This is a genomic window from Catellatospora sp. KI3 (assembly GCF_029948125.1).
GTDB lineage: Bacteria > Actinomycetota > Actinomycetes > Mycobacteriales > Micromonosporaceae > Catellatospora.
The window spans coordinates 115,812-130,277 of record NZ_JASAMB010000016.1; the positions used below are offsets into that span (position 1 = coordinate 115,812).

A 14,466-nucleotide genomic window follows, 5' to 3' on the forward strand; every position below is an offset into this window, starting at 1 on the left:
AAGAAGGGTCCCTTCCTTACCCCGGGGCGGGGCGAGTGTCGTCGTGGCGACTCCGGGAGCGGTGCGGCAGATCATGGCCATAGGGTGCGGTGACCCATCGTCATCGCACCGAAGGACACCACCCATGCCGCACCCCCGCCGGCGCCCCGTACTCCTGCTGCTCGCGTCGACTCTGCTGCTGAGCCCGCTGGCCGCCTGCAAGAAGACCGACGAGCCCGCCGCCGCGCCGTCGGCGGTCACCGTGGTCAGCCAGCCGCCCGCCGCGAGCCCGGCCGCGCCGAAGGTGCCCGCGCCGACCTGCGCCGAGGTCCGCGACGCCGTGGTACGCGGCCTGATCGACCCCTACTACGCCTTCGGCGACGACGGCGCACCGCTGCAGGAGGGCCAGCACGCGGGCGAGGACGGCCTGGTCCTGGCCGTGCAGCAGCCCTGCGCCACCGGAGACCTGGGCGGGGAGCTCGGCGACGTCACCGTCGGCACCATCATGAGCAGCGTGGTCGACACCACCGGCCGCTTCTGGGCGGTCATGGTCTGCACCAAGCCCGCCGACCGGGCGCAGTGCACCGTGCACTTCATGCTCGACGACCGCGACCCGATCGAGTCCGTCGCCATCGCCGACCACAAGCTCACCCTGGTGTACCTCACCCGGCCCGCCGACGGGGCCTCGGCCGGGGTCGCCGTGAAGCGGACCGCCGTGTACGCGGTCGAGGGCAGCATCCTCAAGGAGCTGTCGCACACCGACGAGCCGTACACGCCGTGACCGGGTGCGGCCCGGCAGGCCGTCGGGGCGTGCCGGGCCGCGTTCGCGCGGTGCCGCTACCGTGAGCGCATGCCGGTGCGCCACTCCCACTGCTCGTACTGCGGAAACGCCTTCACCGCCGACCTGCCCTGGCCGCGCCGGTGCGCCGGGTGCGAGCAGGTCAGCTACCTGAACCCGGTACCGGTGGCGGTCGCCGTGCTGCCCGTCGGCGACGCGCTGCTCGGCGTGCGGCGCATCATCCCGCCGGGCGCGGGGCGGGTGGCGCTGCCCGGCGGCTTCATCGACTTCGGCGAGGCGTGGCAGGACGCGGTCGTGCGCGAACTGTGGGAGGAGACCGGCGTACGCGCCGACGCCCGCGACGTCAGCCTGTACGACACCCTCAGCGCGCCCGACGGCACCCTGCTGGTCTTCGGCCTGCTGCCCCGCCGCGAACCCGTCGACCTGCCGCCCTCGGCGGCCAACGCCGAATCGGCCGGCTGGGAACTGGTCACCCCGGCGACCCCGCTCGCGTTCAGCCTGCACACCGCGGTCGCGGCCCGCTACTTCGCCGGTACGCCGGAGTCCGGCCCCGCGCAGGCGGCGGCGTAGGCGGCCGGTGCCATCCCGACCGTGGCCGTGAAGTCGCGGACCAGATGCGCCTGGTCGCTGTAGCCCAGCTCGGCGGCGAGTCCGGCCCAACTCGCCGCCGGCGCGGCCTGCGCCAGCGCCTCGTGGATCCGGTACCGCAGCAGCACCCACTTCGGGCCGACGCCGACCCACGCCACGAACAACCGCTGCAGCGCGCGGACCGACAGGCCGGCGACGTCGGCCACCTGGTCTACCCGGCGCAGCGTACGGTCGGTGCGAATCCGCTCCACCAGCGCCGTCGCCGACGCGGCGGCCTCCGATGCCACCGGACCGACCCCGCGCAGCAGGCTGTCGAGCGCGCGGGCCCGGCCAGGGTCGTCGGCCGCCGCGACCACCGCGGGCACCGCCGCCTCGGCCGTCGGCAGCTCGTCGCGCAGCGGCACCCGCCGGTCGGTCAGCGCTGCGGGCGAGCGACCCGAGAACGGCCGGAAGCCGCCGGGCCGGAACTGCACGCCGCGCACCCAGCCGCGCCCCGCGAGGGTGATCGAGAACGTGCCACGGACGACCCCGGCCACCTCGGCGCTCACCTGCGGGTTGCCGTCCGCGCCCAGCAGCACCAGGTTGACCGACGGGTGACCGAGGACCAGCTGCTCCCGGGGTACGGCCAGGTCCCAGTCGATGAACCAGTAGTGCTCCACCAGTTCGGCCAGCTCCCGGGCCGGGGCCGCCCGCCGGAACGAGACCCGGTCCAGCAGGCCGCCCGGGTCGACGATGCCCCGGGTGTCGCGGCGCGGCTGTCGCATTTCTTCAATAACTCCTGCCCGGTACGAGGTTAACGTGGTCCGATGACGACCGTAGCGAACCTGCTGCGCCGCAGCGCCGACGCGGCCCTGCCGGTCCTGCGCGGCATCGGCGACAACCAGCTGGACCTGCCGACGCCGTGCGCCGAGTACCGGGTGGGGGCGCTGATCGACCATCTCTTTCTCGTGGTGGTCAACTTCCAGGGGCTGGCGCGGCGCGAGCCGGTCGACTTCTCCGCCACCCCGGATGTGCTCGGCACGCCGTGGCGCGACCGCTTCGCGACCGAAGCCGAGGCGCTGGTCGGGGCGTGGTCCGAACCGTCCGCGCTGGACGGGGTCTCGCCGGGGATGGGTCTGCCGCAGCCGGTGGTCGGGCAGATGGCCCTGCTCGACCTGACCCTGCATCCGTGGGACCTGGCGGTGGCCACCGGGCAGCCGTACCAGCCGGATCCGGGGGCGGTCGCGCAGCTGCACGAGCTGGTCGACCTGATGGGCGACCGGGCCCGCCAGATGAAGGTGCTCGGCGCCGAGGTGCCGGTCGCGGCCGATGCGGGGCCGTTCGAGCGCCTACTCGGCCGCGCCGGCCGCGACCCGGACTGGACCGCGGCCGCGTAGCCCGCGACCGAGCCGGCCACCAGCCCCCGTTCCTCGCTCGACGATCATCGCCACCGGAGCCTCGAAGATCCCAGTTCTGGGTCAGATCGGCGCTGCCGGGCCGCGCTTTCGACCCGAGACGGTGATCATGATTCGCTGCCGTGGTCAGGAGGGGCAGGTGGCCGGGATGCCGCGGTGGATCGGTGCGGCCGGGTGGGGCGGCTTCGGCGGCCTGCGGGTCGTGGCGGCGGCGGTGACCAGGCGCGGGATGTCGCCGGCCGGGACGGCGGGGGAGAGGAGCCAGCCCTGCATCAGGCCGCAGCCTGCCGCGCGCAGCCGCTCGCGGGTCTGGACGTCCTCGATGCCCTCGGCGACGGTACGCAGGCCGAGCGTGCGGGCGAGCGCGATGACCGAGGTCACGATCGCGTCGTCGTGCCGGTTCGTGGTCATACCGCTGACGAAGGATTTGTCGATCTTGATTTCGTCGAGCGGGATGCGCCGCAGGTGCTGCAGCGACGAGAAGCCGGTGCCGAAGTCGTCCAGGGCCAGGCCGACCCCGATCTCGCGCAGCGCCATGATGGTGCGCATGGCGCGGGTCGGATCGGCCATCAGCGCGCTCTCGGTGATCTCCAGCTGCACCGAGCCCGCCGGCAGCCGGTGCGCGGCGGCGCTGCGGCGCAGGTTGGCGACCAGGTCGTCGCGGAACAGGTCGCGGATGCTGACGTTGACCGAGGTGCGCAGCTCCAGCCCGGCGGCGCGCCAGCGGGCGGTCTGGGCGAACGCATCGTCGATGACGCGGTCGGTGAGCTGGTGCATGACCGGGCTGTGCTCGATCATCGAGATCAGCACGTCCGGCGGCACGGGCCGCCCGTCCGGGCCGGTCCAGCGCAGCAGCGCCTCGACGCCGACGATCTCGCCGGTGCTCAGGTCGGCCTGCGGCTGGTAGTGCAGCGCGAAGGCGGTGCGGTCATCGGTCGAGATCGCGTGCCGGACCTGGTCCAGCACCTCCAGGCGCTGGGCGTGGCGGTCGGTGCCGGGCAGGTACAGGGCCACGCCGCCGTGGTCGCGCTTGGCGTCGTACATGGCGATGTCGGCGTGGCGCATCAGGGAGGCGAAGTCGTCGCCGTGCTGCGGGCTGACCGCGACGCCGACCGCCGCCGCCACCTCGACCTCGAGGCCGCCGAGCTGCACCGGCCCGTTGACCGCGGCGCTGATCGCCTCGGCGGTGCGGCGGGCCCTGCCCGCGTCCGACTCGCGCAGCAGCACGCCGAACTCGTCGCCGCCGAGCCGGGCCGCGAGCGCGCCCTCGGGCAGGGCGGCGGTCAGCCGCTGCGCGACGGCGGTGAGCATCTGGTCGCCGGTGTCGTGGCCCAGGGCGTCGTTGACGTACTTGAAGCCGTCCAGGTCCATGAGCAGCAGGGACGGGCCGCGGCGGTGGCGGGGCCGGTCGGCCCGGATCCGCGCGAACGCCGTCTGCAGGCTGGCCCGGTTGCCCAGGCCGGTCAGCGCGTCGGTGTGCGCGGCGCGCTGGCGGTCCTGGGAGAGCCGGGCCATCCGCTGCACGGCGTACAGCGGCACGATGACCAGGGGCACGAAGCCCAGGCTGACGTGGCCGGTCACGGCGAGCACCGGGCTGAGCATGGTCAGCGCGGTCAGGTGCACGGCCGGGTCCTTCAGCCCGGCCAGGCGCTCGCGCACGCCGCCGGTGCTCGGGGAGCGCGGTCCGCCGGCGAGCACCGACCAGCCGTACGCGGCGGTGAAGACGAGCGACGCGATGCTCACGGCGGCGGTGTCGTTGGCCAGGTCGGTCAGCGAGGAGCTGTGGAAGGGGTCCGGCTCGCCGATGAGCAGCACGAGGTAGGCCGCGCCGAGCGCGACGAGGTAGCGGGCGCCGCTGAGCACGGCCTCGGGCAGGCTCTGGCGGGCCCGGATCGCGATGATCGCGACGGTGAGCGCCTGGATCGCGATGGCGGGACCGAGGTCCCAGCAGAGCAGGATCGCGAAGGTGAAGCAGAGCGACGGGCTGACCACCATGCCCCGGATCGGCCGGCCCGGCGGCAGGTAGGTGACCGCCGCGGCGGCCAGCGCCAGCGCTGTCATGACCCAGAACGGGGTCTCGTGCAGTGCCGCCGGCACCTGGCCGATCGTGGCGATGGTCAGGGTGATCGCGGTGGCGACCAGGGCGATCGGGATCGCCGCTCGTCGCAGGGCTGCCATTCGTCCCGTTAGTGGCGTCAGCGCCACTGGCAGCGGAGTCACATCGCCTCCTCCGGCGTCGGCTGGTGGCACACGAAGCCGCCAGCTTATCCGACAAAAACCTGAAAACGAGCAATTCCCACGTATCGGACATCGATTCTGGCGGGTGGAATGCGCCTGTATTCCGTTTTGCCCGAGTAGTTGATGGGCAGTACATAGGCTCTGCGACATGGGGGCCTGGCTCAAGGGCCACTCCGGCGACGCTTCCGTTCGTGCTGCGGGAGTCGAGATCTCCGCGCGGTACGCCGCTGGCGGCCGCCCTCGTCGTGTTCGGTCCGCCTCGACTCCGGTCGTCGGCTACGTCCTCGATGAGGACGGCGGCTGGTTCACGGTGATGCTGGAGGACGATCGGCGGGTGGTGACCATACCGGCGGCGCAGATCGCGCAGCGGGAGCCGTGTTCGCGCGGAGACGAGCGGACGCCGCTGGTCCTGCTGGTGCGGCCGAGGGCGGCGGAGTACCCGGACTGCTGAGCGGGCGCGGGGTGCCGCGCCGGCGGCGGACTGCCCGCCGGCGCGGCTACCCGGGTGTGCCTATCCGGTCAGCACCAGCCGTTGATCGGGCCGTTCAGGCCGGTCCAGGCGAAGGCGTCGCTGATCCAGGTGCCGTCGGACATCTTGTTCCACAGCGCGGTGGTGCCGTACCGGCCGGTGTGCGAGGTCCCGTTGGCCGAGCACGCGACGGTGAAGGTGGCGCCGTCGGCGATCGAGCCGACCACCCCGTAGCCGGTGCCCGGACCGGACCGGCGGTTGACCGTGCCGCCGCCGAACGCGTCGACCAGGCCCTGGTTCAGGCCGAGGGCGCCGTAGTTGTACAGCGCGCCGCCCGCGTTCACCTGGACGCTGCCGTGCAGCGCCGAGCCGGCGTACGCGGAGCCGCCCTGGTTGAGGACCCACTTGCCGTAGTTGTGCCCGGTGACCGCGACGTACGCGGAGTTCTGGCGCAGGGCGAAGTGGACGTGGGCGCCGTTGGCCGAGCCGCCGCAGGAGACGTCGGTGCCGGTGTTGCCCAGGAAGGTGCCCTCGGACACGGCGAGCCCGTTGGCGGCGATGTTGTTGAACAGGTGGTAGTAGTCCGTCGCGTAGCCGCGGTCGTGGATCACCCGGATCCAGCCGCGCCCGCTGGCGCACATCGTGTACGCCGTCCCGGCCCGCGCCGCGAGCACCCGGCCGTCGCCGCCGGACAGGTCGATCGAGCTGTACGGGGTGTCCGACCCGCCCCAGCCGTGCGGGCCGCCGCCCATGTACCAGGACTGGCCGACGGTGAACGGCAGCCGCATGCCGGTGCGGAAGTCGCCGCCGGCGAAGGCGGGCGCGGCCCCGCCGAGCTGGCCGAGCAGCCGCTTCTCGGTGCCGTCGGTCAGCGGCGTCTGCCGGCTGAGCTGTGCGAACGCCGGTTCGCCTTCGAAGGCGACCTGCCACGTCCGGCCGTCGCGGCGGGCGACGAACAGCCAACCGAGCGGGTGGGCGTCCGCGGTGTGCGGTGCGGTGAGCACGGCCGAGCCGAAGGCCCAGCCTGAGGCGCTCTGGCGCAGCAGGTTGACCTGCGTGGTCGCGGCGAGGCCGCGCTGGTCGGCGGCCGCCGCGTAGGTGTGCAGCTTCGCGGTGACGGCGCCGCCGAGGTCGGTCGGGGCGGCCTGGGCGGCGGGTGGCGCCATGGCGATGAGGCAGGCGGCGAGCAGGCCGCCGATGCTCAGTCGCAGGGTGGGGGTCATGGGGTGGCCTCCTTCTCGCCGGGCGCTGGGGTGGGTGGCCCGGCCTGGCGGTCGGCGGTCGCCGACACTGGGGAAAGCCATAATCTTAAAAACATAGATTTAACGATGCAATATATGCGGGTACGGGCGTACCGGGGCAGGTCGTGGCGGGCCCGGTGCGTAGCATGGCGCCGCAGTTCTTAGCTCCCGCTTCGCGTCCTCTTAGCCGCGGCGGCGAGGATGTGGCTGGCCCGAGGAGGACGGCGTGCGGATCTTGGTGGTCGACGACGACGCGGCGGTCCGCGACTCCCTCGCGCGCAGCCTGCGCTTCGAGGGCTACGCGGTGGAGACGGCCGCGGACGGCACCGCCGCGCTCGCCGCGATCACCGCCGCCGAACCCGACGCGGTCGTGCTGGACGTCATGATGCCCGGCACCGACGGCATCCAGGTGTGCCAGACGCTGCGTGAACGCGGCATCGTCGTGCCCGTCCTGATGCTGACCGCCCGCGACAGCGTCGGCGACCGGGTGGCCGGACTCGACGCGGGTGCCGACGACTACCTGGTCAAACCGTTCGCGCTGCAGGAGCTGCTGGCCCGGCTGCGCGCCCTGCTGCGCCGCGCCGTGCGCACCGCCGCGGGCGCGGCCGAGGAGGTGCTGCGCTTCGCCGGGCTCGCCATGAACCCGGTCACCCGCGAGGTGGTCTTCGCGGGGCAGCCGCTGCGGCTCACCCGTACGGAGTTCAGCATCCTGGAGGTGTTCCTGCGCCACCCGCGCCAGGTGCTCACCCGCACCGCGCTGTTCGAGCAGGTGTGGGGCTACGACTTCGGCGAGGGCTCCAACAGCCTGCACGTCTACCTCGGCTACCTGCGCCGCAAGCTGGAGGCCGACGGGCAGGACCGGCTGCTGCACACCGTACGCGGGGTCGGCTACGTGCTGCGGGAGACGCCGCTGTGAACCTCACGACCCGCCTGGGCACCATCGCCGCCGGGGCTGTCGCCGTCGCCGTGGTCGGAGTCGGCGCGCTGGCGTTCGTGCTGGTGCGCGAGGAGCTGTACCGGCAGCTCGACACGCAGCTGGCCAGCGACGCCCGGACCGTGGCCGCCCAGCCGGAGCGCTGGATCACCCGGGTGCCCGGCCCCGGCCCCGGCCCCGACCCCGGCCCGCTGCCCGTGCCGTCGCGGCAGCGCCGCGGCTTCAACGAGAACGACCTCGGCCCCCGCTGGCAGGTGCTCAGCCCGGACGGGCGCCCCTACAGCGCGGCGCTGCCGGTCACCGACGGGGCGCTGGCCGTGGTGGCCGGGCGGGCGGGGCGCCGGGTGGAGAACGTACACGTCGAGGGCGAGCAGCTGCGGATGATGACGCTGCCGATGACCGGCGGCGGGGCCGTCCAGATGGCGCAGCCGCTGGAGCCCGTACACCACACCCTGGCCCGGCTCGCGGCGCTGCTGGCGGTCGGCTGTCTGGGCGGGGTGGCGCTGGCGGCGCTGCTCGGTCGCAGCGTGGCCCGGGCCGGGCTGGCCCCGATCCACCAGCTGACCGGGGCGGTGGAGCGGGTCGCCCAGACCGGCGACCTGGCCGTGCCGATCCCGGTGCGCGGTCAGGACGAGGTGGCGCGGCTGTCGCGGGCGTTCAACGGGATGCTCGGCGCGCTGACCGAGTCGCGGGCGGCGCAGCGGGCACTGGTCGAGGACGCCGGGCACGAGCTGCGTACGCCGCTGACGAGTCTGCGTACCAACATCGAGCTGCTGGCCCGTGCCGAGCAGGAGCCGGCCTCCGGGCGGGTGCTGCCCCCGGCGGACCGGGCCCGGCTCATGCAGGACCTGCAGACCCAGGTGGTGGAGCTGACCCAGCTCACCAACGAGCTGGTCGACCTCGCGCGGGAGGAGACCAGCCCCGAGCGGGCCGAGGCGCTCGACCTGGCCGAGGTCGTCGCCGCCGCGGTCGACCGCTGCCGGGTACGCGCCAGCGTACCGATCGACGCCGACCTGGCCCCGGCCGGGCTGCTGGGCCGTCCGGCGGCGCTGGAGCGCATGGTGCTCAACCTGCTGGACAACGCGGCGAAGTGGAGCCCGCCCGGCGGCCGGGTCGCGGTGCGGCTGCGCGCGGACGCCGAGCTGGTCGAACTGACCGTCGCCGACGCGGGGCCGGGCATCGACGAGGCCGACCGCCCGCGAGTGTTCGAGCGGTTCTACCGCGCCCCGGCGGCCCGGTCGATGCCGGGGTCGGGCCTGGGGCTGGCCATCGTGGCGCAGACGGTGGCCCAGCACGGCGGCACGGTCACCGCCGAGGCCGCCACCGGCGGTGGCGCGCTGCTGCGCGTGGTGCTGCCGTCGGATTCATCGCGTTTTCTTAGCCGGGAGGGTGGCGCGATTTAGTTCGCCGCGCGAGCCTGTGCTGCGTGACATCCTCCCCGCCCTAAAGGACGGGGATTCCCTTGGTCGCCCTCGGGTGTTCCTGTTTCGCCGACGACTGCCCCGTCCGAGAGGATTCTCGTTGAGGTCTTACATCGTCTCCGCAGGCTGTCACCGCCAGTCCGGCGGCCAGGATGTTGCGTGCGGCGTTGACGTCGCGGTCGTGGAGGGCCCCGCAGCGGCAGGTCCATTCCCGTACGTCCAGGGGCATCGGTTGTGCGAGTGCGCCGCAGGTCGAGCAGAGTCGGGTCGAGGGGAACCAGCGGTCCACGGCGATCAGGGTGCGGCCGTGCCAGGCCGTCTTGTACTCCAGCATGGTGCGCAGTTGCCGCCAGGCCGCGTCCGAGATGGCGCGGGCCAGGCGGTGGTTCTTGACCATGTTGCGCACGGCGAGGTCCTCGATCACGATCGTTTGAGTTTCACGAACGAGCCGAGTCGTCAGTTTGTGCAGGTGGTCATGTCTGCGGTCGGTGATGCGGGCGTGGATGCGGGCGAGTTTGATCCGGGCTTTGGCCCGGTTGGCCGAGCCTTTCTGCTTGCGGGCCAGGTCGCGTTGGGCGCGGGCCAGCCGTTTGCGGTCGGCGCGTTCGTGCCGGGGGTTGGTGATCTTCTCGCCGGTGGACAGGGTGAGCAGGCTGTCGATGCCGGCGTCGATCCCGACCGCGCCGGCGGCGGGGGTGGGGGTGATCGTGTCGTCGCAGAGCAGGGACACGAACCAGCGTCCGGCCGCGTCCTGCGACACGGTCACCGTCGAGGGCGTACAGCCCTGCGGCAGCGGCCGCGACCACACGACGTCGAGGGGTTCGGTCATCTTGGCCAGGGTCAAGGTGCCGTCGCGCCACCGGAACGCGCTGGCGGTGTACTCCGCCGACCGGCGCGAGCGCTTCTTGGACTTGAACCTCGGATGCTGGGCGCGTCTGGCCCAGAAGTCGGTGAACGCGGTCTGCAGGTGCCGCAGCGCCTGCTGCAGCGGCACGGACGAGACCTCGTTGAGAAACGCCAGTTCGTCGGTCTTCTTCCACGCGGTGAGCAGGGCCGAGGTGGCGTTGTAGTTGATCCGTTCCCGGCGCAGGGTCCATGCCTCGGTCCTGGCCTGCAAGGCCATGTTGTAGACCAGCCGGACGCACCCGAACGTCCGCGACAACTGCGCGGCCTGCGCGTCGGTGGGGTAGAAGCGGAACTTGAACGCCCGCTTCACCGCCCTGGTCACACCGAACATCCTAAAAGGACAGACGGCGAACCTCGGGGCGAGGTGTGGGTGGACGCCGGTCCGCCATGGCGGCGGATCGGCTTTGCCTGTCCTGCTCCGCAGGGGCTCCGTTTCCTCTCCGGCCTGAAGGCCGGAGTATCCACGGAAGGAATCTGATGACGACAGAGCCTGAGAAGGCAGCAGACGAAGACCCCACCGAGGTGGCGGCGCCCGCCCCGCCGCCCGCCGCCGAGCCCGTCCGCCCGAGGACCTCGCGGCGTCCGTCCGGCCGGATCGTGCTGGCGCTGGCCGGGGCGTTCCTGGCCGGAGCGGTCTGCACCGGGTGCGTCGGGGTCGCCCTGGTCGCGGTGGCCCACCACCACGGCCACGAACGCGGCGACGACTTCCGGCGGCACGACCGCGGCGACGACCGCTTCCGACGCGACGGCGACGAGCGCGGACCCCGCCGGGTGTATCCGGTGCCGGAGGGTCGGCCGGGCCGCCCGTTCCCGCCCGGGACCGAGGTCTGGCCGGTGCCCGGCGACCGGCTGCCGCAGCTGCCGCAGGACCCGAACGGCCCGACGACCGTGCCGGCGCCCTCACCGTCCTGACCGGACGGTAGTGCCACCAACGAGCGCCGGATCCGCCGCCACCTGGCCGGTTCCGGCGCTCGCGCCGGTGGGAACGCGTTTGCGCCGGTGGCGCGCGGCGTGCAGGATGCCGCCCGTGATCCGCAAGTCGTGGCCCTGGCCCTCCCTGCTCCTGCTCAGTCTGGCCGTCTTCGTGTCGGTGACCACCGAACTGGTGCCCACCGGGCTGCTGCTCGGCATGAGCCGGGACCTGGGCGTGTCCCCGTCCCGACTCGGCCTACTGGTCACCGGGTACGCGGCGATGGTGGCGCTGTTCGCGGCCCCGCTGGGCACGCTGACCGCGCGGATGCCGCGCAAGCAGCTGCTGGTGGCGGCGCTGGCGGCGTACACGGCCAGCAACGCGATCATGCTGGTCGCCCCGAACTACCCGGTCGCGTTCGGCGCGCGGCTGCTCGGCGGGGTCACCCACGGGCTGTTCTGGGCGGTGGTCAGCGGCTTCGCCGCGCGCCTGGTCAGCCCCGACCGGCTCGGCCGGGCGGTCACCATCGTCTCCTCGGGCGGCAGCATGGCGGTGCTGGTCGGGGTGCCGACGGCGACCAGCCTCGGCACCGCGCTGGGCTGGCGGGCCGCGTTCGCGCTGCTGACCGCGCTGGCGGTGGGGCTGACGCTGCTGGCGTGGCGGCTGCTGCCGCAGGTGCCGGGCAGCAGCGCGCCGGTGCGCACGCCGATGCGCGAGGTGCTGCGGGTGCCGAGCTTCCCGCCGCTGGTGGTGATGACCGCGGTGACCATGCTCGGGGCGTACCTGATGATCACCTATATCGCGCCGCTGCTGCAGCACGCCGGGCTGCGCGAGACCCAGATCGCGCCGGTGCTGTTCGTGAACGGCCTGGCCGGCACGCTGATGCTGCCGGTGGCCGGGTGGGTCGCCGACCGGCATCTGCGTACCGGCGTGGTGGTCGCGGGAGGGCTGCTGGCGGCGTCGCTGGCGCTGCTGTGGTGGCAGGGGACCTCGGCCTGGGCGGCGGTGACCGCGGTGGTCCTGTTCGGGGTGGGCATGGGCCTGCTGCCGATCCTGATGCAGGCCGCGACGCTGACGGTGGCACCGCAGTACACCGAGCAGGCGTCGGGGATCAACGCCAGCGCGTACAACGTCGGCGTCGCCGGCGGCGCCCTGGCCGGTGGGTTGACGCTGGACGCCTGGGGTCTGGGCGGGATCCCGCCGCTCGGCGTCGGCCTGGTCGCGCTCGGCATGGCCCTGTACGTGCTGGGCACCAGGCGGCCGGTCGCGCCCGCGGCCGCCTGACCCGCGCGCCCGTCACTCGACGATGACCACGACCTTGCCCGGCGCGTGCCCCTGCTCGACGAAGCGGACCGCGTCGGGCAGCTCGGTGAACGGGTAGCGGCGGGCGACCACCGGGGTGACCGCGCCGCTGTCGAACAGCGGGGTCAGCTCGGTGAGGTCGCGGGCGCTGGCCGCGCCGATGCGGACGGCGGTCACGGCCACCGGCTGCCGGGAGAGCTTGCCCATGAGGGCGGCCCCGATCATGTGGTCCACCGGCCGGACCCAGCGTCCGGCGTCGCCGCCGACCACGATGTATCCGCCGCCGGGCCGCAGCACCCGGCGGGCCGCCCACACCGACGGGCTGCCGGCCACGTCGATCAGCGCGTCGAAGCCGCGGGCGGTACGGGTGAAGGCCTGGGCGGTGTAGTCGATCACGTGCGCGGCGCCGATCGACCGGACCAGCTCCACGTTGCGTCCACTGCAGACGCCGGTGACCTCGGCGCCGAAGGCCCGGCCGAGCTGCACCGCGAACGTGCCCACGCCACCGGAGGCCCCGTTGACGAGGATCCGCTGCCCGGCTGCCGTCCTGGCGTCGTCGCGCAGCGCCACCAGCGCGGTCACCGCCGCCATCGGCACGGCGGCGGCCTGCTCGAAGGTGAGGCTCTGCGGCTTGGCCGCCAGGTGCTCCTCGGCGACGAGGACGTACTGCGCGAAGGCGCCGTGGGGGACGAGCGCGTAGACCGGGTCGCCGGACCGGAAGCGGGTGACGCCGGGGCCGACCGCCTCGACCTCGCCCGCGACGTCGCAGCCGAGGATCGGATGCCCGGGGCGGTGCCCGAGCCCCTTGTCCATGAACCGGGCGATGACGGGCTCGCCGCGCATGTGGTGCCAGTCGTACGGGTTGATCGAGGTGGCCCGGACCCGGACCAGCACCTCACCCGGGCCGGGCGACGGCTTCTCGGCCTCGCCGAGCCTCAGGTTCTCCGGCGGTCCGAACGAGTCGAGCAGGTACGCCTTCATCGAGCACTCCAACCTTACGTCGTAAGTCTTACGCTGTAAGGTAGCCTTACGCCGTAAGGCGGTCAAGGAGTGCGCCGTGCCGACCTAGATGCCGCAGGTGGAGGCGGTCAGCGCAGGCGGTCGAGGCCGTCGAGGATGATGTCCAGCCCGAACTCGAACTCGGTCTGGTCGTCGCACCAGCCGACAGTCGAGTCGGGATCGTCGTGCACGACCTCGGCCAGCATGCCCATCAGGTTCGGCAGCCGGGGAGCCATCGCGACCGCGACCGGGTCCGGCTCACCCGTGGCCGGGCCGTCACCGGGGGCGAACAGCTCCTGGGTGAAGCCCAGGGCGCGGCTGCCCAGCGCGTGCATCGCGTGGTGGGCCAGGTCGTTGGAGAAACCGCCCGCGCGCATGATGCCGATCAGGCCGTCGAAGTAGAGCAGCGCCTCGGCACTGGTCGACTTGCGCGACTCGAACACCGCCGGTGCCCAGGGGTGGCGCAGCATCACCAGCCGGGCGGTGAGGATGCGCTCGCGCGCCGCGGCCTTCCAGCCCGCACCGGTCGCGGGCGGACGCAGGCGCGAGACGGCTTCGTTGATCTCGGCGGTGACCGCGTCGACGACGCCGTCCAGGATCTGGTCCTTGTTGGCCACGTGGTGGTACAGCGACATCGCCTCGGCACCCAGCTCCTCGGCCAGCCGGCGCATCGTCACGGTCCCGAGGCCGCCCTCGTCGGCGAGCCGGACCGCGGTACGCAGCACCAGGTCCCGGCTCAGCGGTGTCCGCGACTCGGCGCGCCTGCCACGGGTAGCCAACGACATCAGACCCTTCACTCGCAGGTCATCGTACAAGGCGGGCGGGCGGTGGCCGGGGTGCCGGGCGATCAGGCGGCCGGCGGCTCCTCCGGCTGCGGCTTGCGCAGCAGGTAGGCCAGGCCGTTCTTCGCCGAGTCGACGGCGACGGCCCCGGCCACGCCCAGCGCCAGCCAGCGACCCGGCACGCTGGCGGTGACCGCGTTCCACAGCGCCAGGCCCGGCTGGGCGAGCAGGTCGGTGAGCCAGGCGAACAGGCGGCTGACCGCGTCGTCGCCGTAGAACTCGGCCACCCGCGTGGACAGCGCCCCGGGCGACAGCCGGGCCCCGGCGTCCCACCAGGACGCGAGGTCGTCATCGGACCCGGCGCGCCCGAATCCGAACGCCACCGCCAGCGACGCCAGCAGGGCCAGGGCGAGCGTACGCATGATGGCGCGGGCGCGCGGGGTGACGGTCACGGCGACGAGTATGGCGGGTGCCGGCAGTCGGCCGATCGGTGGCGGCCGCGTG

General features: G+C 73.4%; 15 protein-coding genes. 8 read left to right on the forward strand and 7 right to left on the reverse strand.

Translation table 11 applies throughout. The features are described 5' to 3' along the window. Positions 1 to 124: 124 nt before the first annotated feature. Both QEZ54_RS24085 and QEZ54_RS24090 read left to right on the forward strand, forming a co-directional pair. On the forward strand, positions 125 to 760 hold the full coding sequence (locus QEZ54_RS24085) for a hypothetical protein (protein WP_281306988.1): 636 nt from the start codon (positions 125 to 127) through the stop codon (positions 758 to 760). A 69-nt stretch (positions 761 to 829) separates the two neighbouring features. Further along, complete coding sequence (locus QEZ54_RS24090; protein WP_281306989.1) at positions 830 to 1,348, forward strand: NUDIX domain-containing protein; 519 nt, start codon at positions 830 to 832, stop codon at positions 1,346 to 1,348. Here QEZ54_RS24090 and QEZ54_RS24095 read toward each other — a convergent pair. After that, positions 1,300 to 2,130, reverse strand: a complete 831-nt coding sequence (locus QEZ54_RS24095; protein WP_281306990.1) for a DUF6597 domain-containing transcriptional factor — start codon at positions 2,128 to 2,130, stop codon at positions 1,300 to 1,302. The genes QEZ54_RS24090 and QEZ54_RS24095 overlap by 49 nt on opposite strands. Positions 2,131 to 2,172: 42 nt before the next feature. On the opposite strand from QEZ54_RS24095, the gene QEZ54_RS24100 reads away from it, so the two are divergent. Continuing rightward, positions 2,173 to 2,742: a TIGR03086 family metal-binding protein gene (locus QEZ54_RS24100; RefSeq protein ID WP_281306991.1), complete on the forward strand. Its 570-nt coding sequence runs from the start codon at positions 2,173 to 2,175 to the stop codon at positions 2,740 to 2,742. A 144-nt stretch (positions 2,743 to 2,886) separates the two neighbouring features. On the opposite strand, the gene QEZ54_RS24105 is transcribed toward QEZ54_RS24100, so the two are convergent. Next, positions 2,887 to 4,938 carry a bifunctional diguanylate cyclase/phosphodiesterase gene (locus tag QEZ54_RS24105; protein WP_281306992.1) on the reverse strand — a complete coding sequence of 684 codons (2,052 nt, stop codon included), beginning with the start codon at positions 4,936 to 4,938 and terminating at the stop codon, positions 2,887 to 2,889. 208 nt (positions 4,939 to 5,146) lie between these two features. Between QEZ54_RS24105 and QEZ54_RS24110 the strand changes: the two genes are divergently transcribed. Then, positions 5,147 to 5,449 carry a hypothetical protein gene (locus QEZ54_RS24110; RefSeq protein WP_281306993.1) on the forward strand — a complete coding sequence of 101 codons (303 nt, stop codon included), beginning with the start codon at positions 5,147 to 5,149 and terminating at the stop codon, positions 5,447 to 5,449. 68 nt (positions 5,450 to 5,517) lie between these two features. Here the strand turns inward: QEZ54_RS24110 and QEZ54_RS24115 are convergent, their stop codons facing one another. After that, a complete protein-coding gene (locus tag QEZ54_RS24115; protein WP_281306994.1) occupies positions 5,518 to 6,690 on the reverse strand; it encodes a peptidoglycan DD-metalloendopeptidase family protein in 1,173 nt (390 codons plus the stop codon). 244 nt (positions 6,691 to 6,934) lie between these two features. On the opposite strand from QEZ54_RS24115, the gene QEZ54_RS24120 reads away from it, so the two are divergent. Together QEZ54_RS24120 and QEZ54_RS24125 are read left to right on the forward strand one after the other, a co-directional pair. Then, the gene (locus QEZ54_RS24120) at positions 6,935 to 7,624 is read left to right on the forward strand and encodes a response regulator transcription factor (RefSeq protein WP_281306995.1); all 690 of its coding nucleotides are present in this window, start codon (positions 6,935 to 6,937) and stop codon (positions 7,622 to 7,624) included. Continuing rightward, on the forward strand, positions 7,621 to 9,045 hold the full coding sequence (locus QEZ54_RS24125; protein ID WP_281306996.1) for a HAMP domain-containing sensor histidine kinase: 1,425 nt from the start codon (positions 7,621 to 7,623) through the stop codon (positions 9,043 to 9,045). Before QEZ54_RS24120 ends, QEZ54_RS24125 begins: the two co-directional genes overlap by 4 nt. A 40-nt stretch (positions 9,046 to 9,085) precedes the next feature. On the opposite strand, the gene QEZ54_RS24130 is transcribed toward QEZ54_RS24125, so the two are convergent. Continuing rightward, entirely contained in the window at positions 9,086 to 10,291 is a 1,206-nt protein-coding gene (locus tag QEZ54_RS24130) for an RNA-guided endonuclease TnpB family protein (RefSeq protein WP_281306997.1), read from the reverse strand. 155 nt (positions 10,292 to 10,446) lie between these two features. On the opposite strand from QEZ54_RS24130, the gene QEZ54_RS24135 reads away from it, so the two are divergent. Then, on the forward strand, positions 10,447 to 10,881 hold the full coding sequence (locus QEZ54_RS24135) for a hypothetical protein (RefSeq protein ID WP_281306998.1): 435 nt from the start codon (positions 10,447 to 10,449) through the stop codon (positions 10,879 to 10,881). A 115-nt stretch (positions 10,882 to 10,996) separates the two neighbouring features. After that, positions 10,997 to 12,163, forward strand: a complete 1,167-nt coding sequence (locus QEZ54_RS24140) for an MFS transporter (protein ID WP_281306999.1) — start codon at positions 10,997 to 10,999, stop codon at positions 12,161 to 12,163. A 12-nt stretch (positions 12,164 to 12,175) separates the two neighbouring features. Here the strand turns inward: QEZ54_RS24140 and QEZ54_RS24145 are convergent, their stop codons facing one another. From QEZ54_RS24145 to QEZ54_RS24155, 3 genes are all read right to left on the reverse strand, one after another. After that, positions 12,176 to 13,162, reverse strand: coding sequence for an NAD(P)-dependent alcohol dehydrogenase (locus QEZ54_RS24145; protein ID WP_281307000.1), 987 nt, complete (start codon positions 13,160 to 13,162; stop codon positions 12,176 to 12,178). A gap of 107 nt (positions 13,163 to 13,269) precedes the next feature. Then, positions 13,270 to 13,965, reverse strand: a complete 696-nt coding sequence (locus tag QEZ54_RS24150; protein ID WP_281307001.1) for a TetR/AcrR family transcriptional regulator — start codon at positions 13,963 to 13,965, stop codon at positions 13,270 to 13,272. Positions 13,966 to 14,027: 62 nt separating this feature from the next. Further along, complete coding sequence (locus tag QEZ54_RS24155) at positions 14,028 to 14,414, reverse strand: hypothetical protein (protein ID WP_281307002.1); 387 nt, start codon at positions 14,412 to 14,414, stop codon at positions 14,028 to 14,030. Positions 14,415 to 14,466: the final 52 nt, after the last annotated feature.